The organism is Archangium violaceum Cb vi76 (assembly GCF_000733295.1).
Classification (GTDB): domain Bacteria; phylum Myxococcota; class Myxococcia; order Myxococcales; family Myxococcaceae; genus Archangium; species Archangium violaceum.
This window is the reverse complement of record NZ_JPMI01000141.1, coordinates 1-24,519: the sequence shown is the minus strand read 5'-3', so window position 1 is coordinate 24,519 and position 24,519 is coordinate 1. Positions and strand designations below refer to the sequence as shown.

Below are 24,519 nucleotides of genomic sequence, written 5' to 3'. Positions count from 1 at the left end.
CGCATTGTCTACCCCCAGACCCAGGGACGCGAAACAGCAGTGTGCCGAGGATTCACACAAACTGCGGGAAAGCCGCAACTGGGGCAAGCCCACTGGCGGTGGCATGGGGGAGCGCTCTCTCGCCACGTGACGAGACCGGACACCCACCAGGGCGTCCCCACCTTGATTCGGACTCCATGGGTGTCTACCTGACGCATCGCACCGAGGCGCGAGGACCCTCCCGTGGGTGGGATGTTGTGCTATGCGCTCGGGCGGACCGGACGGGATTCCGCTGCCTTCGGGCACGTTTCACGTCCAGTGAACGAAAGGCACGATTCGATGGCGTCACTCACCGAGACGTTGACCAACCAGAGCAAGAAGGCGGCGGTCATTGATGACTGCTGCACGCTCATCGACGCCGAGGTCGCCGACAAGGGCGGCATCTCGGGGCTCGCCATCAAGGCGGGCTACAGCGCCGTGAAGAACATCAAGCCGGGTTTCATCCGGCACGCCGTGGAGGATCTCCTCCCCGACTTCGCCAAGGCGCTGGATCCGCTCTACCAGGAGGCGAAGACGGGCGGGAGGCCGGTGGGGGCGCACATCGCGGCGAACTCCGGCCGCGCCGCGGATGCCCTGCTCACCATCACCGATGGCAAGGTCCGCAATGCGCAGAGCGGCCTCGTCAAGGGCACCTACGAGAAGCTGCGCGGCACGGCGAAGAAGAACGTCGAGGCCGCCATTCCCCGCATCGGCAAGCTCCTCGAGAAGCACGCCGGCTGAGCGGTGGGGGGAACCCCACTGGCTCTTGCATCACGCCACTGCACGCACGGGTCTGGACGCAGCGGCCGTATCCCCGGACTCAGTCCGTCGCTCCTCCTCGATGAGCGCGAGGGTCTTGCGGTACTCGGCCGCCTCGGCCACCCGGGTCAGCTCGAAATCGCCGTGGTGCTTGCGCACCGCCTCCGCGATCTCATCGAGCGATACCCGGAAGAACTCCTTGCGCTCGTTGATGCGGTTGACGCGCCTGTGCGCGAAGCTCCGGTGCAACGCTGCTTCCAGTGCCGGAGCATCCTGGGTGCGGATGATGGCGTGGACGTCGAAGTCGAAGGGCACCGAGGCATCCCCCAGTTCGTCGACGCGATCCTGGGGGACGAGCCGCCGTGTCATACCCACCTTGAAGACGTCTTCTCCGAAGGAGCCGATGTTGGAGATGACGTAGACGTGGCCGGTGCGCGTCAGCTGTGCCTGGGAGATGGCGCGCTGCCGCTCCTGATCCTCGGCCACCTTGCGCTCGAGTTCCGCGATGCGCTCGAGCAGCTTCTGCTGTTTGCTGCCCTCAGCTTTTTCCAGCTCGGCCCGAGCCTTGTTCAGGGCGTCTTCGTCGCGTCTGGCCTCACGCTCGGCCTCGAGCTTCGCCCGCTCCAACTCGCGCTGTGCGGCCTCTTCCTCGCGCATCTGCTCGCGGATGCGCCGCTGTTCCTCACGCTCCTCCTGCAGCTTCTCCTGATACTCGTATGCCAGGTGCAACTCGTCGAGCTTCAGGCTGACGTATTGTTTGGCGATGAAGCACTGCTGGACTTCTGCGAGGTGGGTAATGGCCTCGGCGGCTTTCTGGATACGCGCCTCCATCGCTTTCACGTTCTTGTAGGTCACCTTGGTGACACAGGCGTCCGACTCACCGTTGAAGGCGCGCAGCATCAGCTTCAAGGTGCGTTCCGTCTGCTTGCGACCCTCGGCCTTGCTCCCATTGACCTGCCATTCGGTGGTGCAGAAGGCCGCTTTCTTGTCCTTCAGCATGGCTTTCTGCTGCTCACGAATCTGCTCCAGCCTCTGCTCGTATTTCTCCGAGGAGGAGAAGTTGTAGATGGGCTTGTAGAAGCCGTTGGCGCGAAGGACCTCTTCCTCCTCGAGTGCCTGGAACTCCGCCGTCAATCGGGCAATGCCCGCCTCGAGTTCGGCCCACTGGGCGTTTGCTCGTTGACGCCGCGCCTCGGCGTCTTTCACGGCCTTGTCGGCCTCCTCGCGTATGCGCGTCACTTCGTCCGCCGTACGTTTCCGCTCCGCGGCCAGTGCTTTCTCGGACTCGGACTTTTCGCGCGCCAGTTCGTCCGCCACGCGCTTGCGCTCGGCTTCCACGTCGATGACGGGCTGGGAGCGTTCCGTCATCGCACGGAGTTTCAAGAACGTGCGAACCAGAAGGCCCGCGAGCAGGGTGCTTAGAAGCACCAGGGTCACGACGGTCACCAGCATGTCCGCTCCTTCTCGAAGACCGACCTTCGGCGATTTCTGATGGCGATCGGGTCGGCCCATGAGCTTCGCGCCAGGGCGGTTGGCGCGACAATACTCCCTGAGAGGTATTGTCGCCCCCTGACCGCCTATGCAGTGCGGTGGTCCTCGCAAGCCATCTTGGCCTACCGGCGGAACCGGTCCGTGGCCTCGACGAGCGCGCTCGTGGTCCCCGGCTCGAACGCCGCGTGTCCCGCGTCCGCGATGATCTTCAGCTCCGCCTCCGGCCACGCCTTGTGCAGCGCCCAGGCGCTGTCCATCGGGCAGCACATGTCATAGCGGCCCTGGACGATGACGGCCGGGATGTGGCGGATGCGCGGCACGTCGTCCAGCAGCTGCGTGTCGCTGCGCAGGAAGGCGCGGTTGACGAAGTAGTGGCACTCGATGCGCGCGAAGGCGAGCGAGAACTCGTCCTCGCCCAGGTGCGCGATGTAGTTCGCGTTGGGCGCCAGATAGCTGGTGCGGCCCTCCCAGACGCTCCAGGCCCTCGCCGCCTCCTGGCGCACCTTGGGATCATCCCCCATCAGCCGCCGGTAGTAGGCCTGGACCAGATCCCCCCGCTCCTCGGGAGGAATGGGCGCGAGGTAGTCCTCCCACGCGTCCGGGAAGATGGTGTGCGCACCGTGCTGGTAGAACCAGCGGATCTCCTGCTGGCGCAACAGGAAGATACCGCGCAGCACCAGCTCCGAGACATGCTCCGGGTGCTTCTGCGCGTACGCCAGCGCGAGCGTGCTGCCCCACGAGCCGCCGAACACCTGCCACTTCTCGATGCCCAGGTGGCGGCGCAGCGTCTCCATGTCCTCCACCAGGTGCCAGGTGGTGTTCTCCTCCACGGAGGCGAAGGGCGTGCTCTTGCCGCAGCCGCGCTGGTCGAAGAGGACGATGCGGTACGCCGCCGGATCGAAGAAACGCCGCTGCTTGGGATCCGTGCCGCTGCCCGGCCCACCGTGCACGAAGACCACCGGCTTGCCCTTCGGGTTGCCGCTCTCCTCGAAGTAGAGCTCGTGGAGATCGGACACGCGGAGGCGGCCGGTGTTGTAGGGCTCGATGGGCGGGTAGAGGGTGCGGAGCTCGGTGGTGGCCATATGGAGGCGCACCCTATCAGACGAGCGCTTCACGGGCCCTCGGGTTGGAAGCGGGAGCAATCACCAGCCCATGCACGCCGCCCGTCAGGGCTTGTCCGTATCTGATTCGATGTGGCGGGTGTGGTAGCAGGGGGCGCGAACGCCGTACGCGATCCCGAGAGGGGGGAGTCAGCATGAAGCTTTGGAAGACAGGGTGGATGCTCGCCGTGCTGGGTGTGGTGATGGCGGGCTGCCCCACCAGCGATCCCGACGACACGTGCGCGCGGGATTCGGACTGTGCCGCGGGCCAGCGGTGTGAACTGGCGACAGGCCGGTGCGTGGCCAGAACGGATGGTGGGATGGATGGCGGGGGCACCGGTGCGGTGGATGGCGGGGCGGACGGTGGGACGGATGGCGGGATGGACAGTGGCGTGGATGGTGGAACGGACGGTGGGGCGGATGGAGGCGCGTCGTGCGTGGACGCCTCGGATTGTCTGGCGTCGGAGTTCTGCGATCCCACGGCGACGGTCTGTGTGCCCAGGTGCACCACGGACACGGACTGTGGCGAGGGCCACACGTGTGACACGGCGACGGGCCGGTGCGAGGAGAAGGTGGTGGACAGGGACCCGTCGTGTACGGCCGACACGGACTGTCTGGAGGGGGAGATCTGCCACCCCACGGCGAAGGCGTGCGTGCGGACGTGCGTGAGCAGCGTGGACTGCCCTGACTCCGCGAAGACGTGCGACCCGATGAGCGCCACCAGCTCCCAGAAGATCTGCAAGTGCTCCACGGACGTGCTGTGCAACCTGTACCGCGAAACGTCTGACCTGGTGTGCTTGAACCAGGACAAGGTGTGCGCGCCGAGGTGCACGGCGGATGTGGACTGCGCCGCGGGGCAGATCTGCGAGACGTCAACGGGGCAGTGCCAGGCGTGGGGCGGTACTGGCGCTCCCTGCACGGGAGAGGGCCAGTCGACCTGCGACTACGGCACGCACTTCTGCGGCACGAACCAGTGCACACCGTTGCCGGCGCCGACCTGCGCCAACTACGAGAGCTTCTCGGGCAAGGGTGATCTCGGCACCATGGGCCCCATCCTCTACAATGCCCGGCTGGTGAGCGTCGTGACGGACTCGGCCTACTGCGGGTCGACGACGCCCAAACAGGTGAAGATCGCCCTCTCGGCGTACAACAACAATCCCTTCCCGACGACCCGCAGTGGCCTGAGCGGCTTCTTCTTCGTGCGGGTCGATGGCACGATGGTGGACGCCACCAATCTGATGCTGTCGGCCGCGGGCAACTACACCGTGTCGGGGAGCAACCGGGAGCGCGCCGAGCTCATCGTGAACCTCTGCTACCCCTCGACGAGCACGTCCGTCTCGACCGGCTTCTACTTCACGACCGGCAACTTCCTCTGCTACCAGGCCACCTTCTAGGACTCACGGTGAAAGGCCGTGCCTCCAAGGCTCGCGGAGTTCCCTTCCACTCCGCGAGCCTTCCCCCGTAGCTTTTTCAGGCTTCCTTGGCGATGCCGGCCGCGGGCACCGTTTCCTTACCGGTGCCCAGCATGGAGCTGCCCGCGAACAGGCCCGCGCCCACCAGTGCGAGCGAGGCCGCCTCCGCGTAGGTGCCCAGCACCGGGCCGAGCAGCGCCATCATTCCCGCTCCCACCACGAACATCCCGACCACCGCCCCCGCCGCCGCCTTGCGCATAGCCGCCATCCACTCCTCGCTCGCCCGGGCTTTTCCCGCCCCCGGGTTCCGCGAGAGATGATTTCAAGCGGCGTGCCACCTCTTCCCCCGGGGGAATGGGAAAAACCCCGGCACGGGGTGGGAAAAGTGTTTCCCTTTGTGAGGGCCTCCCGGCGTGTGATCCGTACCCGCCCCTCGGGGTGATGCCGGAATTTTTTCCCGGACATCCCACCCGCTTCCGTAGGGGTGTAGCGCGTAACCCATGACGATCCGGGGACTTTGCCTGTCCGAGGGCTTTGGCACACCCGCTGCTAATGCCTCCCGCGAACATGTGCTCCCTGTCCTTTTTGGGGGCAGGGGACTTTGGGAGAGGCGAGCGATGGGAAAGACGAGCGCGAGGTGGTGGGTGGTGCTGGGATTGCTCCTCCTGTCGGGGTGCGCCCACCGGGCCACGGCGCGGGTGGACAATTCGGACCAGCCGTACCGCATCGGCCGTGAGGACGTCCTCGATGTGGCGGTGTGGCGTGACGCGGATCTCTCGCGCACGCTGCCGGTGCGCCCCGATGGTTTCATCTCCCTGCCCATGGTGGGCGAGGTGAAGGCCGAGGGCCGTACGCCCAACGAGCTGGCCGATGAGATTCGCGAGGCCCTCAAGCCGTACGTGCAGGAGCCCCGCGTCACGGTGATCGTCCGTGAGGTGAACAGCAGCCGCGTCTTCATCACCGGCGAGGTGACGCACCCTGGCGCCTACCCGCTGCGGGGCCGGGTGTCCATCCTCCAGGCCATTGCCCTGGCGGGAGGCTTCACGGACTTCGCGGACCGCGACGCCATCGTCGTGCTGCGCCGCTCGGCGGCGAAGCAGGCCAATACCGCGCAGGGTTCGGGCACGGGTGGCTCGGGTGACATGGAGGGCGCCTCGCAGGGCGACTACATCTCCGTGAGCTACCGCGACCTGGTGGAGGAGCCGCAGAAGTACGAGCCGCTCATCCTGCGGCCCGGTGACACCATCATCGTGCCGTGACGGAACGGGAGCACCGCGGAGCGTGGTCTGGGTGGGTGCGTGGGGATGGAGGGTGCCGTGAGGGTTTCCTGGAAGAGATGGTTGGCGGCGGCGGCGGTCGTGGGGACCTCTCCAGCCGCGCTCGCGGGCACGGTGGTGGAGCCTCGGGCCCGGGTGTCGCTCGAGGAGCGCTACGACGATGACTTCCGGCTCAACACCGCCGGCGCGACGGGTGGTCAGTTGATGACCAAGGTCACGCCGCGGATCGGGCTGGACGTGAAGGATCCGACGCTGAAGCTGGAGAGCTACTACGCGGCGGATCTCCTGATGCGGCATGGCAGTGGCCGGGTGACGTTGGATCACCGCGGCGGGCTGATGGTGAACAAGCGGCTGTCGCGCCGCCTGCGGGTGGAGGCGTCCGGGAGCATCTACCGGGTGACGGATCCGGCCTCGCTGCCGCGTGACAGCGTGGCCCGCTCGACGGACCCGGTGCTCTATGGCCAGTCGCGCGTGTACGTGTCGGGGCGGCTGAGCCGGGTGGTGGACGTGGGGGCCGGTTACAACTTCGAGGGCGTGAGGGTGCAGGTGCCGGGCAGTGACGCCGGTTTCGTGCACACCCCGTTCGCGGAGCTGTGGCTGCGCACCACGCGGCGGTTGTCGCTGGGAGTGGAGTACCGCTACCAGGGCTTCGTCTTCGGCGACAACTTCCAGCAGGCGCACGGTGTCTTCGGTGCGCTGCGCTACCGGCTGTCGCGGCAGACGACCTTCACGGCTCGCGGTGGCCCGGTGTCCTTCGACTCCGGGGATGGGACGAGGGGGCTGATCCCCCGGATGAGGCTGGAGCTGCTGCACGAGGCGGGGCCGTTCGACCTGGGCTTCGTCGCGGGGCATGACCTGGTGGGAGCCAGTGGCTTCACCAACGCGCTGTGGGCGGACTTCGCGGGACTGGTGCTCAACCGGCACTTCAGCGACCGGGTGTCCGTCTACGGGATGGCCAGCTTCTTCCGCAATGGACGCGCGCCAGGGGAGGGGGCCTTCACCTGGGATGGGGGGGGCGCGGGTGGCCCAGGGCTACGCGCTGGGCGCGGGGCTCGAGTACGAGATCAACCGGTATGTATCGATGCAGGCGGCCGTGGATCGGATCTCGCAGGTGGGGATGGAAGAGGAAGTGGCGGCGGGAGTGAACCTGACCCGGAACGTCGCGGCGATCCGGCTGCACATGAAGGCTTGGTGACACGTGGAGCGAGGAGGAGGAGCGCACATGGAGCGTGGGATGACGGCAGACCAGGTGCTGAAGGCACTGTGGCGCCGGAAGGTGCTGGTCGGGGCCATCGTGCTGGGAGTTTTCGCGGTGGGAGCCGCCATCGTATTGAGCCAGCCGAGCGTGTACGAGGCGACGGCGGTGGTGCGCGTGCAGCACCAGCGCCCCGGAGAGGAGATGGTGCAGCGCACCGTCAGTGAGCTGGTGGAGCAGCGGCTGCTCACCGTCCGCCAGGAGCTCATGGCGCGGCCGGTGCTGCAGAAGGCCATCGAGGAGATGAACCTCTATCCGGACATCGTCTCGGAGAAGGGCATGGAGGCCGCCGTCAACCGCATGCGCAAGGACATCACCGTGCGCGTGGAGGGGGAGAGCGCTTTCGAGCTGACGTACGCGAGCACGGATCCGAACGTGGCGGCGCAGGTGGCCAACCGGCTGCCGCAGCTCTTCGCCGAGCAGGCGATGAAGTCCCGTCAGGAGCAGGCGGCGCGTGCCACGAAGCTCTTCGAGGACGAGGTGGTCGCGCTCTCCAAGAGCGTCACCGAGTGGGAGAAGAAGATCGCCCAGTTCAAGGTGGACCACCAGGGTGAGCTGCCCGAGCAGCTGGAGATGAACATGCGCGGCCTGGAGCGCGTGGGCGCCCTGCTGCAGACGAAGTCCGAGGAGCTGCGCGTGGCCGAGGCCCGCCGCTCCGATCTGGCGCGGGCCCGCAACGCCGCGGACAGCGAGGCCGGCCGTCTCGAGGCCGCCGAGAGCACCCTCACCCAGGGCCTGGTGGCCGCCCGCTCCTCGTGGACGGCGGATCACCCCGAGGTGAAGCGCCTCACCCAGGAGCTCAACACCATGCGTGAGCGCCGCAAGGATGCCGAGAGCCGCCAGTGGGCCGAGCGTCAGGAGCGCACCCGCGTGGCCGACCTCATCACCAGCATCCAGAAGGAGATCGAGGCGCTGCACGTGCAGGCCAAGGACTACCAGTCCCGCCTGGATCGCACCCCGCAGTGGGCCCACGCGCTGGGCGTGCTGAACCGGGACTACGAGATCGCCCGCACCAAGTACCAGAGCGTGGTGTCCCGCCGGGTGGAGGCGGAGCTGGCCCAGGAGCTCGAGGCCAAGAGCGCCGAGAGCCTCTTCTCCACCATCTCCCCGGCCGGCGTGCCGGTGGCGGCGGCGAAGCCGGACCGGGTCAGCGGGTTGCTCATCTGCTTCCTGCTCGCCCTGGGCGCGGGAGTGCTCACCGGTGTGGTGATGGAGATGCGTGACGACAGCATCCGCGACACCCAGGAGCTGCGCGAGCGCCTGCCTCTTCCCGTGCTCGCGGTGGTCCCGAACATGCAGGGCAAGGTGGAGAAGCGGGTGTTGATGCCCGCCACGGGGAACCGCAATGGGGTGGTGACGTCTTCTTCGTCCGACTCGCCGCTCAACTAGGAGACTTCGGGTGAACAACGCGGAATCCGGGAGGAATGGAATGGAGCAGCAAATGGATCGGGCGGGGAATTTCCTTCCCCGGGTGGATGACGCGGCGGGCTCGCCCAACGCGGTGGACAGGCGGGTGGTGTCGCTGACGGCGCCGGCGTCGGGTGCGGCGGAGCAGTACCGCAGCCTCTACTACCGGCTGGAGCGGATGCGCGAGCTGCGTCCGCTCAAGGTGGTGGGTGTCACCTCGGCCATGCCCGGCGAGGGCAAGACGGTCACCACCGTCAACCTCGCCCTGGCGGCGGCCCGGGCGAATCCGGAGCGCCGCATCCTCCTCATCGACGCGGATCTGCGTCGCGGCCAGGTGGCGGACGTGCTCGGCATCAAGGGGCGGCCCGGCTTGTCGGAGCTGCTCAGCGGCGAGTGCGAGGTGCGCGAGCTGGTGCGCCGCTTCCACGCCACGCGCATGGCCGTCATCACCGCGGGCGCCACGCCGGAGGAGCCCACCCAGGCGCTGGCCAGTGGGAAGATGAAGCAGTTCCTCAAGGTGGTGCGCGAGCACTTCGACGAGGTCTACATGGATCTGCCGCCGACGCTGCCCTTCGCGGACTCGGCCATCCTGGGGCACCAGACGGACGGTCTGCTCATGGTGGTGCGCGCCAACGTCACCCCGGCCCGGGCCGTCAACCAGGCCGTGGAGCAGCTGGGTGGGGCGCCCATCCTGGGCTGCGTGTTGAACGGCGCGGAGATGAGCGACACGCCGTACCTGAAGAACTACGTCCGGAAGTAGCGGACGCGGAAGCGCATCCGGCCACGTGCGCAGCGGGCGCGTGGCCGGGTGTCGCCGGGCAGGACAGGGGGGAGTGGGCGAGGTGGTCGGAGGGAGATACGTGCTTCGGGTATTCCATCATTACTTTTCATCCAGGAAGCTGACGCTCTTCGTCATCGAGGGCGCCGCCATCGCCCTGGCGTGTCTGTTGGGGGCGGCGGCTTGCGCGAGGATGCTGGCGCCGGCGGACACCCATCTGGCCCTGAATCAGGCGATGCCGGGGCTGCTACTGCTGGGGGCCACGTTCGTCCCCACCTTCCAGTTCTCGCTGTACCTGATGGATCTGTACAACCTGCGGGTGGCGGCGGAGGACCGGGGCCGTGGCGCGCGGCTGCTCAAGGCGGCGGGTGTCACGACGGCGGTGGTCGGCCTGTTGATGCTGGCGCTGCCGCTGGTGTTGCCGGTGCGGCTGCCGCCCGGGGCGCTGCTGGGCGGGGCCGTGGGAGCCCTGGTGGGCACGCTGCTGGTGCGCGCCTCGCTGCGCGCGGTGGTGGGGGTCCCCAGCCGCGTGCTCATCGTGGGGGATGGCCTCAAGGCGCGCTCGGTGGCCAACGCCATCGAGCAGGGCGGTGAGGACAGCTTCCAGGTGGTGGCGCTGGTGGATCCGCGCGAGCCGCGGGCCAACGGCCAGCCGGCCGAGCCGGTGGATGTGACGGCCGAGCGGCTCGGGGCCGAGTTCGTGGTGCAGGCGGCGGATGACATGCGCGGGGCCAACTGGATGGAGGCGCTGCTGCGCTGCCGCCTGGCCGGGCGCCGGGTGTACGAGGCCTCCGGCTTCTGCGAGCGGGTGCTGCGCCGCTTCCCGGTGGCGCACCTGCGCACCAGTGACTTCGCCTTCGCGGACGAGCTGACGGTGTCGCGCCCCCGCCGGTGGGCCAAGCGCGTCTTCGACATCCTCGTGGCCTCGACGCTGCTCCTGTGCGCCGCGCCCTTCCTGCTGCTGGTGGCGGTGGCCCTCAAGCTGGACTCCAAGGGGCCGCTCTTCTACCGGCAGGAGCGCGTGGGGCTGAATGGCAGGACGTACCAGCTGTGGAAGTTCCGCAGCATGCGCACCGACGCGGAGAAGGACGGCGCGGTGTGGGCCCGGGCGAATGATGACCGTGTCACGCGGGTGGGCCGCTTCATCCGCAAGACGCGCATCGACGAGATTCCCCAGGTGTTCAACATCCTGACGGGCGACATGAGCTTCGTGGGGCCCCGGCCGGAGCGCCCCGTGTTCGTCGAGCAGCTCAAGCAGCAGATTCCCTTCTATGGGTTGCGTGAGGCGGTGAAGCCCGGCCTCACGGGGTGGGCGCAGATCCGCTACCCGTATGGGGCTTCGGTGGAGGATGCGCGCAACAAGCTGGAGTTCGACCTGTACTATGTGAAGAACGGCTCCCTGTTCCTGGACATGGGCATCATCTTCCACACCGTGCGGCACGTGTTGCTGGCGCGGGGGGCGCGGTAGGGCGGTACGGGCCGGAGTGGCTCGGGTGGAGTGACGCCGCCGGGGGGCCCGGCGGTGGTGGTTGGGATGGGCGTTGGAGGGGATGGGACATGCTCGAGTCGTTGGAGTGGGAGGCGCGCGAGGAGCGCCGGGCGGGTAACCGCAACGAGTTGATGCAGGCGCTCGATGTCCGGCCGACGCGGATCGTCGCCATGGGCGGAGGGACGGGGTTGCCCATGGTGCTGCGCGGCCTGGCCCGGCGCGCGGATCCGAAGCTGGGAGACCCTGGCCTGGACATCACCGCCGTGGTGGCGATGAGTGATGACGGTGGGAGCTCCGGCCGGCTGCGGCGCACGCGGGGGACGCTGCCTCCCGGGGACGTGCGCAACTGCCTGGTGGCCCTGGCGGGTGGAAAGGCCAACAGCCCCCTGAGCGAGGTCTTCCAGTACCGCTTCGCGGGCAGGCGCGGGCTGGCGGGCCATGCGGTGGGCAACCTGCTGATCGCCGCGCTCGCCGAGCTCAAGGGGGACTTCCTGGAGGCGGTGCGCGTCTCCGGGGAGCTGCTGGGCGTGAAGGGCCGGGTGCTGCCGAGCACCACCTCGCCGGTGCAACTGGTGGCGCAGATGGAGGACGCCACCGAGGTGGTGGGCGAGCGCAACATCAGCCGCGCCCATGGCCGCATCCGCAAGGTGCTGCTCAGCCCGCGCTCGCCGCCTCCGGTGGATGGGCTGATCGAGTCCATCCGCACCGCGGACCTGATCGCCATCGGGCCCGGCTCGCTGTACTCGAGCGTGATGCCCAACCTGCTGGTGGACGGGGTGGCCCAGGCGCTGTGCGAGACGCGGGCGCTGAAGGTGATGGTGGCCAACCTGATGACGCAGCCGGGTGAGACGGACGGCATGGACTGCCTGGATCACGTGCGCGCCGTCATCGACCACGTGGGCCCGGTGCTGGACGCGGTGTTGATCAACGGCGCCCATCCTTCCGAGGAGGCCGCCAAACGCTACGCCCTCAAGGGCCAGTTCCCCGTCCGGGTGGATCGCCGCGCCCTCATCAGCGCGGGCGTGGTGCCGGTGGAGGCGGACCTCCTCAAGGAGTGCCCGCGCATCCGTCACGACAGCCGCAAGGTGGCGCGCTGCCTGCTGAAGATGGCGCGCTCCGGGTTGTAGCGCGCCTGTCTACTGGACGGTGCCGGAATCGGGAGAGTCCTCCGGTGCGTCTGGAGAACCGCCGTCGGCCACCGCGGGCGGAGCGGGGGATGGGGCGATGGGGTCTGGCTCCATCCCTCCGTCCGGTATCTCGGTGCCTTCGGGTTCGGCACCGATGATGCGCCGCAGGATCCGTCCGTCGGTACTGATGGCGTACCTGGCCCCCGTATCCAGCGACAGGTACTTCAACCCGCAGAACTCGTCATCGTCCTCGATCTGGACGAAGACGATGTCTCCACGCCGGATGACGCGGTAGCGGTGTGCTTCCAACTTGTCCCGGCACGGTTGCTCCTCTTCAGGAGGCGGCAGGAAGTCCCTGGCGGCGAGCACGAGGGCTCGCAGGGCCACGCCATCCAATTCATACGGGCCTTCTCGCGCTCCGACCTTGATGGCGGATTGCTCGTGGAACCGTGGGAAGACAATCGTCTTGTCTTCCTCTATTGGGAGCGGGTGTTGAAGCCTGAACCACGAGCAACTGGCGAGCAAGGCGGCAAGGCAAAGGAACAGGCTTGTCGCTCTCATGGAATCCCTTTCTCCCTGGCCGGCACGAACCTGAAATCCGTCTTGTTTTCCCAGATGACCGTGCCGGCTTTCTCTCGACGCCACTGGCCTTGCTGATCAGGCGCCCACTCCACGACTTCGGAGCTTCCCTTGCTGTATTCGTAGAAGCCATCGCACGCCGTGGGGTTGGGGTCGTAGTGGCGCGAGAAGAAGGCGACGATGCTGATGGGGATCTTCCCCTCCTTCGTCTCGACGAACTCACCATGGATTTTCGCCGCGGTGACGACAGCGGTGATGTCTCTCTCGGAGATGTTGGTGGGCGTGCCAGGATGGTTGTGAAGGACGTAGAGGTGTTTCAGGCTGTTCGCTGGATACCGCTGATCATCCACGAATGCAGGCAGTGTGCACCCGCGCTCGTCCTGATCGTCGGGCGGAGTCGGGTTCGTACTTTCCACCAGCCTGCTCAGTTCGTACTTGCTGTCGGGTGTGTAGTAGAGCCAGGCGCAATACTCCGTCGAGACTCGCCAGCGTGTATTGAAGCTCATGTCACCCCGGTGGCCGGCGTTCGCCCCCCGTTGTGAGAGAATCAGAGGGCAGGCGGCGAGCAGTGCGTCCCAGTGGGACTCAAATGGTCCGAAGCCAGGCATGGGCCCCTTGACGCTCTCCGGGAAGGCTCTCGGATCGAAGCGTTCGACGCCAGGGGGTGGCCTGGTCGGCGCACATCCCAGGACGGTGAGCACGAGAAGGTATTGTCGTATCTGGCTTCCAAGAGGCATGGATGATGAGCTCCAAACTCAGGCAGCCTGCTCCTTGGCGGCGGCCGGGGCGAAGGGCGGCTCCGGCTTTCGCTCGAGATCGGCGACGGTGGGCTTCGTGGTGAGGACCTTCAGCACCATGCGCGGGGAGAAGAGGGCCGTGGGCTGATCGACCATCTGCATCACCCGGACGAAGGTGAGCAGGGCCTCCTCGTCGATGCACGCGAGCGTCTGGAAGCGGTCGCTGTACCAATTCGTCAGGGCGAACGCGGGGGGGCGCTTGCCCTCCACGTGGGGGAAGCGCAGGTCTCCGGTCGTCGCCATGGACCAGGGGGTGGACAGGAGCTCGCCCACCTGCCGGCGGTAGCGCTCGGACACACCGCTCAGGCCCTGACGCAGGCACTCGCCCAGGGCCCGTGCCTGCAGCGCGCCCGTGGTCATGCCCTGACCGTAGATGGGATTGAAGGAGCAGAACGCATCGCCCACGGGTGCCAGCCCTTCCGGGAAGCGAGGCATTCGCTCGTAGTGGCGCCGCTGGTTGTGCGAGTAGCGGAAGATGTTGATGGGCCCGAGCGGCTCGGCGTGCTGGAGCACCTCGTGGATGTGCGGCTGGGCCAGGGTCCGCGTGAATTCGATGTAACCGGCGTCATCCAGGGGCGGTTGCACGCCATGCCAGCCGCCGAGCAGGAGCAGCATCTGGTCGTTCTCGATGGGGGCGAGCACGGCCATCCGCGGATCCGTGGGCAGTTGGGGGGCGATGGTCATCATCTTCCAGTCCGCCACGAGGCCGGGAGGCCGCCGGAAGAGCCGGCTGGCGTAGACCAGATCGACCTGGATGTGCGTCTCCTCCACGCGGGGGTAGCCGAGGGCCTCCAGCCACTGGGGCGTGCGTGAGCCGCGGCCACTGGAATCCACCACCAGCTCGGCCTCGAGCGTCTCCTCCTGGCCGCCGCCGGGGATGCGCAGGTGGACACCGGTGACGCGGGCCTTGTCCGCGCTCGTCTGGAAGCCCGTCACCTCGCGGCCATCGCGCACGGTGACGTTCGGCAGGGCCTTGAGGCGCCGGCGGATCACCCACTCCAGCAGGGGCCGGCTCTGCGCGTAGAAGTGCAGACCGCAGGGGATCCGCGGGCGCCAGAGGCCGCCCATGAACCAGGCATGATCCCGGGTGAAGTCGACGAAAGTGGAGCCGGCTGCCTCGAGCTCCTCCCGGAAGCCGGGGAAGACCTCGCACAGGACGTTCATGCCGGGCGTGAGCAGGCCGTGAACGTGGGAGCCCTGGGGGACGCCCTTGCGGAACTGGGGACCGTCCTCGAGGCGGTCACGCTCGACCAGGGTGACGCGCTCGAAGTGGCGGGCCAGGACACCCGCGGCGATCAGCCCCGCCGTGCTGCCGCCATAGACGAGGGCGTGCTTGCCGGCGGGTGTGGAGGGGAGGGGGGTCGAAGTGCTCATGAGAACCTCGGTGCCGCGAATGAGGCCCTGGAGCGTAGGCGACAACCCGCCCGGCCGTCGAACACGTGAAGGCTCGCCTGCTCAGACGGCTTGGTTGCTGGCGATGGCCATCGGCTTCGGCGCGTGCTTCCGGGCATCGGCGCCGGGCCGGGCGGTGAGGACCTCCAGCAGCCTGCGGGGAGAGGCCATGGCGGAGGGGGACTCGACCATGTGCACCACTCCCATGAACGTCCTCAGCGTCTCCGGATCCTGGGTCGCGAGCCGCTGGAAGCGGTCACCGTACCAGTTCATCAGGGCGAATCCGGGGGGACGTTTGCCCTCCACCTCGGGGATGCGCAGGTCCCCCGTCGCCGCCATGCTCCAGGCGGTGGCCAGGAGCTGGCCCACGTGCCGCCGGTAGCGCTGCGCCACGCCGTCGAGGCCCTGGCTCAGGTGCTCGCCCAGGGCGTGCGCCTGCAGCGCGCCCGTGGTCATGCCCTGGCCGTAGATGGGGTTGAAGGAGCACAACGCATCCCCCACCACGGCCAGTCCCTCCGGGAAGCGAGGCATGCGCTCGTAGTGGCGCCGCTGGTTGTGTGAGAAGCGGTAATGGTGGATGGGGCCGAGCGGCTCGGCGTGCCGGAGGGCCTCGTAGAGGTGTGGCTCGGGCAGGCTCCGGGCGAACTCGAGGAAGTCCGCTTCATCCGTCGCCGAGGGGCCCTCGCCCAGCCAGCCGCCCAGCGCCACCAACCAGCGATCCCCTTCGATGCGCTGGATGTTTCCGAACTTGCGCTGCTCGGGCAGCCGGGGCGAGATGCTCATCATCTCCCACCCCGGCTCGAAGCCACGGGGCCGCTGGTAGACGCGGCTGGCGTAGACCACGTCCACCTGGATGAGCGTCTCCTCCACGCGGGGGTAGCCCAGGGCCTCCAGCCACTGGGGCGTGCGCGAGCCCCGGCCACTGGCGTCCACCACCAGCTCGGCCTCGAGCAGCTCCTCCTCGCCACCGCCGGGGGCCTGGAGCCGGACGCCGGTGACGCGGGCCTTGTCCGCGCTCGTCTGGAAGCCCGTCACCTCGCTGCCATCGCGCACGGTGACGTTGGGCAGGGCCTGGATGCGCTGGCGGATGACCCACTCGAGCAGCGGCCGGCTCTGACAGGTGAAGTCGAGCCCGATGCGCCCACGAGGCAGCCAGACTCCTCCCATGCACCAGGCGTGGTGCTCGGTCATGTCCAGGATGAGCGCGCCGGCGGCCTGGAGGTCCTCGCGGAAGCCGGGGAAGACCTCGCCGAGGATGTTCAAGCCCCGCGTGAGCAGGATGTGGGCGTGCGCTGCCTGGGGGACGCCCTTGCGTACTCGCGGCCCGTGCTCGAAGCGGTCTCGCTCCACGAAGGTGACGCGCTCGAAGTGACGGGAGAGCACGCCCACGGTGATCAGCCCGGTGATGCTGCCGCCATAGACGAGGGCGTGCTTGCCAGCGGGAGTGGAGGGCAGGGGGGTCGAAGTACTCATGCGTGACTCGGTGTGTGTGTATGAAAGGACCCGGAGAGTAGGCGACATCGACCGGATGGTCGACTTGCTGACAAATCCCCGCCTGGACTCGGGAGTCCCCCCTGCGTGGAGCTGGACGGAAATGCCCCGCGTGGGTTGTGGGCGGGCGCGTCCGTTACCACCTTCCGGCGCACGCGGACCCCTGGAGGTTCCGCGCCGTCAGGAGCCGGACACATTCACATGGAAGCCAGACAGCTCTCCCCCGCACCGGGTGTCATCGAGGTGCAGGATCGGACCGCCTTCATGGCGCTCGAGCCCGAGTGGAACGCGCTCGTGGAGTCCACGGCCGACGAGCCCTTCTATCGTCACGAGTTCATCCGGGTATGGGTGGACAACTTCGCCCCGGAGTCGCGGCTGCGCGTGCTGACGCTGCGCGACGAGGCGGGGCGGCTGAGCGCCGTGCTGCCGCTGATGGAGGGGCGGGTGTCGATGTATGGGGTGCCGGTGCGGCAGTTGAGCGCCGCGGCCAATGCCCACTCGTGCCGCTTCGACGTGGTGGCGCGCGAGCCCGGGGTGGCCGCGGAGGCATTCCTCTCGCACCTGCGCGCGGACAAGAGCTGGGACGTGCTGCTGCTCACGGACGTGCCCGAGGGTGGGGCCGGCTGGCCGCTGTACGAGGCGGCGAGGGCTGCGGGGCTGTCGGTGGGGACGTGGGAGTCGCTGCAGTCGCCCTACATCCCGCTGCCGGGCTCGTGGGAGGCGTACCAGCAGACGTTGCAGTCCAAGTTCAAGGCCAACTGCCGCCGCCGGCGCCGCAAGCTGGAGGAGAAGGGCCGCGTCACGGTGGAGCGGGTGGAAGGCGGGCTGGAGCTGGAGGCGAAGCTGGAGGAGGGCTTCGCGCTGGAGGCGAGCGGCTGGAAGGGCCGGCGCGGGACGGCGATGGCGCAGGACGCGCGGACGCGGGGCTTCTACTCGGAGCTGGCGCGCACGGCGGGGTATGCCGGCCGGCTGGCGCTCTACTACATGCGGCTGGACGGGCGGGCGGTGGCCTTCCAGTACGCGCTGGAGTACGGCGGGCGCTATTTCCTGCTCAAGCCTGGCTACGACGAGTCGCTGGGAGACTGCAGCCCGGGCCAGCTCCTCATGGAGGACGTGCTGCGTGACTGCATGTCGCGGGGCCTGCGCGAGTTCGACTTCCTGGGGCCGGACATGGTGTGGAAGCGCGACTGGACGGACAAGGCGCGCCGCCACACGTGGCTCTACGTCTTCAACGATACGGCATTGGGCCGCGCCATGTGCGCGGCGAAGTTCCGCTGGGCCCCGGTGGCCAGGGAGGTGGTGGCGAAATGGAAGCGCTGAAGAATACGCGGTTGTTCGTTCCCGCCCTGCCGACGTTGTGGCCGGGCATGTTGCTGGGCCGCGGTGAGCCGAGCGGCTTCATGCCCTTCAGCGCGCCCAACGTCCGCTGGTTCTACTTCGCCCGCAACGCCGTGTGGCTGACGGTGAAGATGCTGGGGTTGGACAAGGGCGAGGTGTTGATGCCGGCCTACCACCACGGTGTGGAGGTGGAGGCGGTGGCGGACGCGGGAGCCACGCCGCGCTTCTACCGGGTGGGCAGCCGGTGGGACGTGGACGTGGAGGACGTGGAGCGGCGCATCGGGCCGAACACGAAGGCGCTCTACCTCACGCACTACGCGGGCTTCCCCGGCCCGGCCGAGGAGATGCGGCGGATCGCGGACAAGCACGGCCTGCCGCTCATCGAGGACTGCGCGCTGTCGCTGCTGAGCGCGGACGGCTCGGTGCCGTTGGGGACGACGGGGGACATTGGCATCTTCTGCCTGTACAAGACGCTGCCGTTGCCGCATGGCGGGGCGCTCGTCGTCAACGGCCCGAGGCAGTACAGCCTGCCCGAGCCGCCCACGCCGCCCATCACGTCCACGCTGAGCCACACGCTCTCCGCGCTGCTGCAGAACCTGGAGCTGCGAGGGGGCCGGTTCGGGCGCGGGCTGCGCGGCTTCATCCGGAGCCTGGGCAAGGGAGCGGTGAAGGCGGCGGACATCCAGCGGGTGGCCACGGGCACGCAGCACTTCGACAGGCGGCACGTGGACCTGGGGATGAGCCCGTTCGCCAGGCGGATCGCCCAGGCGCAGGACCTGGAGGCGATCGTCGAGCGGAGGAGGCGCAACTACTTCTTCCTGCTGGGACGGCTGAGGGACGTGTCTCCGCCGCTGTTCAACCAGTTGCCGGCGGGGGTGAGCCCGCTCTTCTACCCGCTGGTGGTGGAGGACAAGGCGGAGGTGCTGGCGAGGCTGCACGCGCGGGGGATCGAGGCCATCGACTTCTGGAGGCACATGCACCCGGCGTGCGACGCCTCGGCCTTCCCCGAGGTGATGCAGTCGAGGCGGAGCATCGTGGAGATTCCGTGCCACCAGGATCTCTCGCCGGAGGTGATGGCGGAGGTGGCGCTGGTGGTGCGGGGCGCGCTGACGCAGGACCGGCGCACCCGCAAGCACGCGGGTTGATCCCCGCCACCCGCCACATCATTCCAAAAGCCCCGAGTTCCATCCCTTCCCTCTCCCCCCCGGGAGAGGGTCGGGGTGAGGGTATTTCGAGCCACGAGGTCAACACCGTGATCCACGAAGCGGAACTGTCACCCACTCCGAGCCCCGCGCAGTGGCTGGAGGTAGGCACCGTCCGGGAACTGTCCCAGCTCGCGGGGCTGAGGAACGAGTGGAGCGAGCTGCTCGACGCGAGCAACGCGGGTCCGTTCAACGCATGGGAGTGGCTGTATCCGTGGTGCCGGCGGATCGGCGCGGAGCGCAAGCCCTTCGTGTTGCAGGCGAAGGATCGGACGGGGGCGCTGGTGGGGCTGATGCCGCTGGGCTTCGAGTTCCACTGGGTGCTCGGGAGGCCGGTGAGGCGGCTGGCGTTCCTGGGCGAGACGCACGTGGGGAGCGACTACCTGGACGTGGTCGCGCGGAGGGGCCGCGAGGAGGAAGTGGCGCGCGTCTTCGCCGAGGCCCTGTGGGAGCTGAGGGATCAGTGGGACGTGCTGGACCTGACGGACCTGCGTGAGGACTCGGTGACGGTGCGGGTGCTGCGGGAGACGTTCGAGAAGTACCGGGCGGACCTGCGGATGTCCACGCGGTACGTGTGCCCGTACGAGCCTCTGGCGAAGGGCGAGTCCTTCGACGGTTTCCTGAAGCGGGCGAGCCGGCGGGACAACTACCTGCGGCGCAAGAAGTGGCTGGAGAAGCAGGAGGGCTACCGCATCGAGAAGACGGAGGCGCCAGGGGCGCTGGCGGGGCCGCTGACGGACTTCTTCCGGCTGCACTCGGCGCGGTGGGAGTCGGACGGAGGCTCGCAGGGCATTCGTGGGAAGGGCGTGGAGTCCTTCCACCGCGACGCGACGCAGCTGCTCGCGGAGCGGGGCCGGCTGCGCCTGTACACGATGAAGGTGGGAGGCCAGGCGGTGGCCTCGGTGTACGGCATCCTGCACCGGGACACGTTCATCTACTTCCAGTCCGGCTATGACCCGGCGTGGCGCAACCGGAGCGTGGGCCTGGTGTTGGTGGGCGAGACGTTCAAGGACGCCATCGAAGCGGGGCTCCGCGAGTACGACTTCCTGCGCGGCACCGAGTCCTACAAGTCCGACTGGACGACGCAGCAGCGGCGCACGGTGTCGATGCGTGTGCTGTCGCCGGGTGGGGGAGGGGAGTGGCTGGTGCGGCGCGAGGAGGCCATGAAGCAGGTGCGAGAGGTGGCCAAGCGCGTGATGCCCCAGGACATGGTCGAGCGGGTGCGCCGGTTGAGGCGCAGGCTCTCCGCGGTCCGCGGTTGAGCCCGCTCCGAATTCCTCATCGCGTGGCAGCCGGGCGGACAGGCGCCACGACCACTTCGCCGGTCCACCCAGGGGGGCCGGGCCTCTCCTGAATGGAAGCATCGTGCGCGATCGGTCATACTTGGCCGGCTGCCCGAGACTCCATGTGCCCCCGGTCGTCCTTCATCTCCCTCCTGCTCGCACTGGCCGCTTCGCTGAGCCCCTGCGACGCCGCGGCCACATCCCTCGACCATTACGCCTACACCCCGTTCTCGGTGACTGACGGCGCGCCCGCCGACATCTGGACGCTGGAGCAGGCACCCACGGGCTACCTCTGGCTCGGCACGGGCGTGGGCCTCTATCGGTTCGATGGGGTCCGCTTCGACCGCTATCCGCTGCGGGATGGGCAGCGGCTGCCCTCCTCCAATATCAACGCGCTGAAGGTGCTGCCCAACGGCGACATCTGGCTGGGCTTCTACACCGGAGGTGTGGCACGACTGCGTGATGGCCGCTCCACCGTCTTCGGTCCCCACGAGGGGATTCCGCCCGGCCGCGTGCTGAGGTTCGCTGGCACCCCGGACGGTGCGCTCTGGGCCGCCGCCGCGGGTGGGTTGGCCAGGTATGAGGCGGGGCAATGGCAGGTCGTGGGCCGGGAATGGGGCTACGACGATGGCGCCGCGGAATATGTCTATGTCGATCGGCGCGGCGTGCTTTGGGTCTGCACGCCACACCGGCTGGTCTTCCTCCGTCCGGGGGAGCGGCGGTTCCAGGATACGGGAGAAACGATCTCCCGGGATGCCGTGCTCGCGGAGGACGCCGAAGGCCGGCTCTGGCTGAGCGAGGAGCTCCAAGGGACGCGTCCTCTGCCGGAGCATGTCCGGTCCGTTCCTCCGAGCACCGCACTCGCATCTTCAGCGGCTCCGCGGACGTCAGGCTCATCTTCGACGACGGGCGCGCCTGCTTTCCTACGGGCCAAGCAGATGCTGTTCGCCCGCGACGGTAGCCTCTGGCTCACCGTCTGGGGTGCCGGCATCTGGCGACTGCCCTCTCCGGCCAGCATTCCTACCGGGCGCGGCCTGCTCCCCTCGGACCCGCTGGAGAAGTTCGAGCGGCCCGATGGGCTGGCTTCCCCGGTGGTGGTACCGGTGATCGAGGACACCGAGGGCACCGTGTGGGTGGGCACGAACGCCGGGCTGGCGAGCTTCCAGAAGAAGCGCTTGCACGACATCCCCGAGCTGTCGTCAGCGTCTCAAGGCGGCTTCTCGCTTGCGATTCTGGGGACCGGGGTGATGGTGGGCAATCGGCGGACCGCGCTGGTGGTGGACCCTTCCGGCCCACCTCGCGCCTACGGCGGTCCGGTACCGGCCCGCTCGGCCATCACCGCCGCCGATGGTGCGCTGTGGTGGATCAACGGACGGGAGGTGTTCCGGCGCTTGGGCGACACGTTGCGGAAGTTCAACCTCCCCGCCGGCAATGCTCAGTCGTATGTGATGGCCTTCACACCGAACGGCGAGGACGGCATGTGGCTGTCCATCTGCGGGCTCGGGATCTTCGTCATCACACCCGAGGGTATCCAACCCGAAAGGCGGTTCGGCGACAGCCCCGCCCCCAACGCCATGGTGCTCGGTCCCGGCAACGTGGTCTGGATGGCGTTCGAGGACGAAGTGGTCCGGTGGTCCGGCGGCCACGCGATCCGATATGGCCCAGGCGATGGGTTGGCGATCGGCCGCGCTACCTCGATTCACGCGACCGGCAAGAACCTGTTGGTCGCTGGCGAGAACGGGGTCGCTCGTTTCGACGGCCAGCGCTTCGCGACGATTCTGGAAAGTCAGGACATCGCTTTCGGTCTCATCACCGGCATCGTCGAGTCGTTGGACGGGGACCTGTGGATGAACGGCGGGCGGGGTGTGGTCCAGGTGAAGGCCGGCGACATCGAAAGGATGTTCTCTCAGCCCGGCAGTGAGCTGAACTATCGCCTGTTCGATTGGCGCGACGGGCTGCCCGGCATCGCCTTGCAGGCGAGCGCGGTCCCCACGGCGGTGCGGGATCAGCGCGGACGGTTGTGGTTCGCCACCAACCTCGGCGTCGCGTGGCTGGATCCAGCCGCGTTGCCCAGGAACGAGCGCCCACCTCGGACCGAGATCCAGAGCGTACGGGCTGGCGACCGTACCTATCTCGCCGGGGACGGCCTGCATCTGCCAGAAGGCACCCGCAGCGTGACGCTGCGCTACACCGCGGTCACGCTATCGGCGGCGGACCGGGCCCGCTTCCGCTATCGGCTGGAGGGGGTGGACGGCGAGTGGCACGACGGCGGCTCGGTGCGCGAGGCGACCTACGCCCATCTCACCCACGGCCGCTATCGTTTCCGGGTGGTCTCCTCCAACGGTGACGGCGTGTGGGACGAAACCGGCGCCACGCTGGACTTCACCATCGAGCCCACCCTGGTCCAGACGAAGGCTTTCGCCGTGACGTGCGTGGTCTTGCTGTTGGCCATCGTCTGGAGTGCGTACCGGATGCGGGCCCGTGTCATCGAGAAACAGGTCCAGCTGCGGCTGGAAGAGCGCCACCGCGAACGGGAGCGGATTGCCCGGGAGCTGCACGACACGCTGCTCCAGGGCGTGCAGGGCCTGGTGCTTCAGTTCGACAGCGTGGCCAGGCGAATCTCCGAACCCAGACTCAACGAGGAGATGGAGCGCGCGATCGTGAAGGCCGAGGGATTGATCGCCGCCGCGCGCGATCGGGTCTCGGATCTGCGCGAGACGGACGGGCCGCTCGGCACGGCGCTCGCTCGTGCGGCGTGGGAGCTGGCGGACGGAAAGCTCCTCGTCGATGTCTCCGTCACCGGCGACGAACGGCCGCTGCGCGCCGCCGTTCGCGACGAGTTGCTCATGATTGCCCGGGAGGCGGCGGCCAACGCGGTACGCCATGCGAAGGCCCGATCCATCGCCGTGTCCCTGACGTATGAGGAGCACCGTTTGAGCCTGTGCGTGAAGGATGACGGCACGGGCCTGGACCCTCTCTATGCCAACCACCAGGGCAAGCCGGGCCGTTACGGCATCAAGGGCATGTTCGAGCGAGCCAGGCGCCTGGGTGGAGCGCTGCGGATGAGCAGTGCACCGGAGGGAGGCACGGAGGTGGAGGTGTGGATCCACGCGGCCTCCGCCTACGCGGAAACTTCATCCGGTCTGTTGAACCGGTGGATGAAACGGCTCAAGGCCGCCCGGCCTGGATGACCCGAGCGCTCAACCGCCGATCACCGCAAATCGAGGCGTGGCTCCCGGGCGAGCGCCTCGCGCACGGCCGTGAGCAGGGAGTCCACCGAGTCCATGGCCACCTCGCGGAGAGAGCACGGCGCGGGCTGCGCCGGGCCAGACGGCATCAGGTGAAAATTAGGGATGCGGCGCGCGCCCCCGCTCTTGGCCTCCTGTCCCGTCTCCTCCGGTGCCATGCGAGGCAGCCCTCTCTGCTCCCGATGGCGCTCCGATGGGGTGAAAGGCGCCAAACCAGACGCGGATGTGGCGTTTACGTCACGCGGCTTCATTTTTCCCATCTTCATTGCGTTGGAGATTCAACTGTGTATTCTGAACATAAGCGTTTTACTGCTTTCCCTTCGTAAGGAGCGGGCCATGCGGCGAGACCTGATGCGGACTTCCTTGCTCGCCTTGTTGGGAGGGATGCTGTGGATGGCCTGTGGCGCCCCTCCCGAGCGCGTCGGGGCTCCCTCCGAGGAGCCGCTGGGGTCCTCCGAGGCGGCCCTGTGCTCGGGGCTGAGCGTCAACAGCCTCACCCTCCAGGGCGTCAGCTCCTACCAGGGTGAGTTGGCCGGCGGTGGAAACTGGACGGTGTCCACCGGCGCCAACGCGGTGAAGCTGGAGTACTTCCTCAATGGGGCCTCGTACGCGGCCGAGGAGCGCGTCGGCAATTCGGGCAGCTGGTTCTTCAGCCAGTCCGGTGTCGCCTGTGGCGTGCACGCTTTCGAGGTGAAGGCGTGGCCGATGGTCATCGACAGCGCGGGCAACCGGACCGTCTGCACCTCCACCTCCACGGTGCTCTTCCAGAACGTCCCCCAGACATGCGCCAGAGCGACCACGGGCCTCTACCATACGGTGGAGCTGAAGGCGGACGGCACCGTGTGGACCTGGGGCCACAACACCTATGGCCAGGTCGGCAGCGGAACGCTCACGCCAGACTCCGCGCCCGTGCGGGTGAGGGGGCTGGCCAACATCATCGCCGTCTCCGCGGGCTACTACCACTCGGTGGCGCTCCGGGAGGACGGCACCGTGTGGACCTGGGGCTACAACACCTATGGCCAGCTCGGGGACGGCACGACCACGAACCGCTTGTTGCCGGTGCAGGTGCCGGGCCT

General features: G+C 68.2%; 20 protein-coding genes. 12 read left to right on the top strand and 8 right to left on the bottom strand.

Going from position 1 to position 24,519, the window contains the following annotated elements; genetic code table 11:
• Nucleotides 1–318 precede the first annotated feature (318 nt).
• Entirely contained in the window at nt 319–759 is a 441-nt protein-coding gene (locus Q664_RS20900) for a DUF6918 family protein (RefSeq protein WP_043398338.1), read from the top strand.
• A 30-nt stretch (nt 760–789) separates the two neighbouring features.
• Here Q664_RS20900 and Q664_RS20895 read toward each other — a convergent pair whose 3' ends face one another.
• Together Q664_RS20895 and pip are read right to left on the bottom strand one after the other, a co-directional pair.
• Nucleotides 790–2,229 (bottom strand): SNIPE associated domain-containing protein, encoded by a 1,440-nt coding sequence (locus Q664_RS20895; protein WP_043398335.1) that lies wholly within the window; start codon nt 2,227–2,229, stop codon nt 790–792.
• A gap of 161 nt (nt 2,230–2,390) precedes the next feature.
• Nucleotides 2,391–3,350 carry a prolyl aminopeptidase gene (gene pip / locus Q664_RS20890; protein ID WP_043398332.1) on the bottom strand — a complete coding sequence of 320 codons (960 nt, stop codon included), beginning with the start codon at nt 3,348–3,350 and terminating at the stop codon, nt 2,391–2,393.
• Between the two features lie 173 nt (nt 3,351–3,523).
• On the opposite strand from pip, the gene Q664_RS59220 reads away from it, so the two are divergent.
• Entirely contained in the window at nt 3,524–4,762 is a 1,239-nt protein-coding gene (locus Q664_RS59220) for a hypothetical protein (protein WP_160174463.1), read from the top strand.
• Nucleotides 4,763–4,838: 76 nt separating this feature from the next.
• On the opposite strand, the gene Q664_RS20880 is transcribed toward Q664_RS59220, so the two are convergent.
• Nucleotides 4,839–5,048 carry a hypothetical protein gene (locus Q664_RS20880; protein WP_152622244.1) on the bottom strand — a complete coding sequence of 70 codons (210 nt, stop codon included), beginning with the start codon at nt 5,046–5,048 and terminating at the stop codon, nt 4,839–4,841.
• Between the two features lie 349 nt (nt 5,049–5,397).
• On the opposite strand from Q664_RS20880, the gene Q664_RS20875 reads away from it, so the two are divergent.
• The 5 genes from Q664_RS20875 (at nt 5,398) to Q664_RS20850 (ending at nt 12,113) form a co-directional block, all read left to right on the top strand.
• The gene (locus Q664_RS20875; protein ID WP_043398326.1) at nt 5,398–6,039 is read left to right on the top strand and encodes a polysaccharide biosynthesis/export family protein; all 642 of its coding nucleotides are present in this window, start codon (nt 5,398–5,400) and stop codon (nt 6,037–6,039) included.
• A gap of 1,240 nt (nt 6,040–7,279) precedes the next feature.
• Nucleotides 7,280–8,701, top strand: coding sequence for a GumC family protein (locus Q664_RS20865; RefSeq protein WP_043398322.1), 1,422 nt, complete (start codon nt 7,280–7,282; stop codon nt 8,699–8,701).
• Nucleotides 8,702–8,741: 40 nt separating this feature from the next.
• Nucleotides 8,742–9,479, top strand: a complete 738-nt coding sequence (locus tag Q664_RS20860) for a CpsD/CapB family tyrosine-protein kinase (protein ID WP_043398319.1) — start codon at nt 8,742–8,744, stop codon at nt 9,477–9,479.
• 100 nt (nt 9,480–9,579) lie between these two features.
• Nucleotides 9,580–10,965, top strand: a complete 1,386-nt coding sequence (locus tag Q664_RS20855; RefSeq protein ID WP_043398376.1) for a sugar transferase — start codon at nt 9,580–9,582, stop codon at nt 10,963–10,965.
• A gap of 89 nt (nt 10,966–11,054) precedes the next feature.
• Entirely contained in the window at nt 11,055–12,113 is a 1,059-nt protein-coding gene (locus tag Q664_RS20850) for a gluconeogenesis factor YvcK family protein (RefSeq protein WP_043398316.1), read from the top strand.
• Between the two features lie 9 nt (nt 12,114–12,122).
• Here Q664_RS20850 and Q664_RS20845 read toward each other — a convergent pair whose 3' ends face one another.
• The 4 genes from Q664_RS20845 to Q664_RS20830 form a co-directional block, all read right to left on the bottom strand.
• Nucleotides 12,123–12,500, bottom strand: a complete 378-nt coding sequence (locus Q664_RS20845) for a hypothetical protein (protein ID WP_152622243.1) — start codon at nt 12,498–12,500, stop codon at nt 12,123–12,125.
• 170 nt (nt 12,501–12,670) lie between these two features.
• Nucleotides 12,671–13,429 (bottom strand): hypothetical protein, encoded by a 759-nt coding sequence (locus tag Q664_RS20840; protein WP_152622242.1) that lies wholly within the window; start codon nt 13,427–13,429, stop codon nt 12,671–12,673.
• A gap of 18 nt (nt 13,430–13,447) precedes the next feature.
• Complete coding sequence (locus Q664_RS20835; protein ID WP_052518450.1) at nt 13,448–14,863, bottom strand: FAD-dependent oxidoreductase; 1,416 nt, start codon at nt 14,861–14,863, stop codon at nt 13,448–13,450.
• Nucleotides 14,864–14,944: 81 nt separating this feature from the next.
• Nucleotides 14,945–16,354, bottom strand: coding sequence for an FAD-dependent oxidoreductase (locus Q664_RS20830; RefSeq protein ID WP_052518449.1), 1,410 nt, complete (start codon nt 16,352–16,354; stop codon nt 14,945–14,947).
• A gap of 219 nt (nt 16,355–16,573) precedes the next feature.
• On the opposite strand from Q664_RS20830, the gene Q664_RS20825 reads away from it, so the two are divergent.
• From Q664_RS20825 to Q664_RS20810, 4 genes are all read left to right on the top strand, one after another.
• Entirely contained in the window at nt 16,574–17,692 is a 1,119-nt protein-coding gene (locus Q664_RS20825; protein WP_043398307.1) for a GNAT family N-acetyltransferase, read from the top strand.
• Nucleotides 17,680–18,855 carry a DegT/DnrJ/EryC1/StrS family aminotransferase gene (locus tag Q664_RS20820; protein ID WP_200883737.1) on the top strand — a complete coding sequence of 392 codons (1,176 nt, stop codon included), beginning with the start codon at nt 17,680–17,682 and terminating at the stop codon, nt 18,853–18,855. Before Q664_RS20825 ends, Q664_RS20820 begins: the two co-directional genes overlap by 13 nt.
• A 107-nt stretch (nt 18,856–18,962) precedes the next feature.
• Nucleotides 18,963–20,174, top strand: coding sequence for a GNAT family N-acetyltransferase (locus tag Q664_RS20815; RefSeq protein ID WP_052518448.1), 1,212 nt, complete (start codon nt 18,963–18,965; stop codon nt 20,172–20,174).
• Between the two features lie 143 nt (nt 20,175–20,317).
• Nucleotides 20,318–23,386, top strand: coding sequence for a sensor histidine kinase (locus Q664_RS20810; protein WP_043398304.1), 3,069 nt, complete (start codon nt 20,318–20,320; stop codon nt 23,384–23,386).
• A 20-nt stretch (nt 23,387–23,406) separates the two neighbouring features.
• Here the strand turns inward: Q664_RS20810 and Q664_RS60040 are convergent, their stop codons facing one another.
• Complete coding sequence (locus tag Q664_RS60040; RefSeq protein ID WP_043398302.1) at nt 23,407–23,601, bottom strand: hypothetical protein; 195 nt, start codon at nt 23,599–23,601, stop codon at nt 23,407–23,409.
• A 178-nt stretch (nt 23,602–23,779) separates the two neighbouring features.
• Between Q664_RS60040 and Q664_RS52425 the strand changes: the two genes are divergently transcribed.
• Nucleotides 23,780–24,519: RCC1 domain-containing protein (locus Q664_RS52425; protein ID WP_369406337.1), on the top strand; the 740-nt coding region annotated here is incomplete at its 3' end.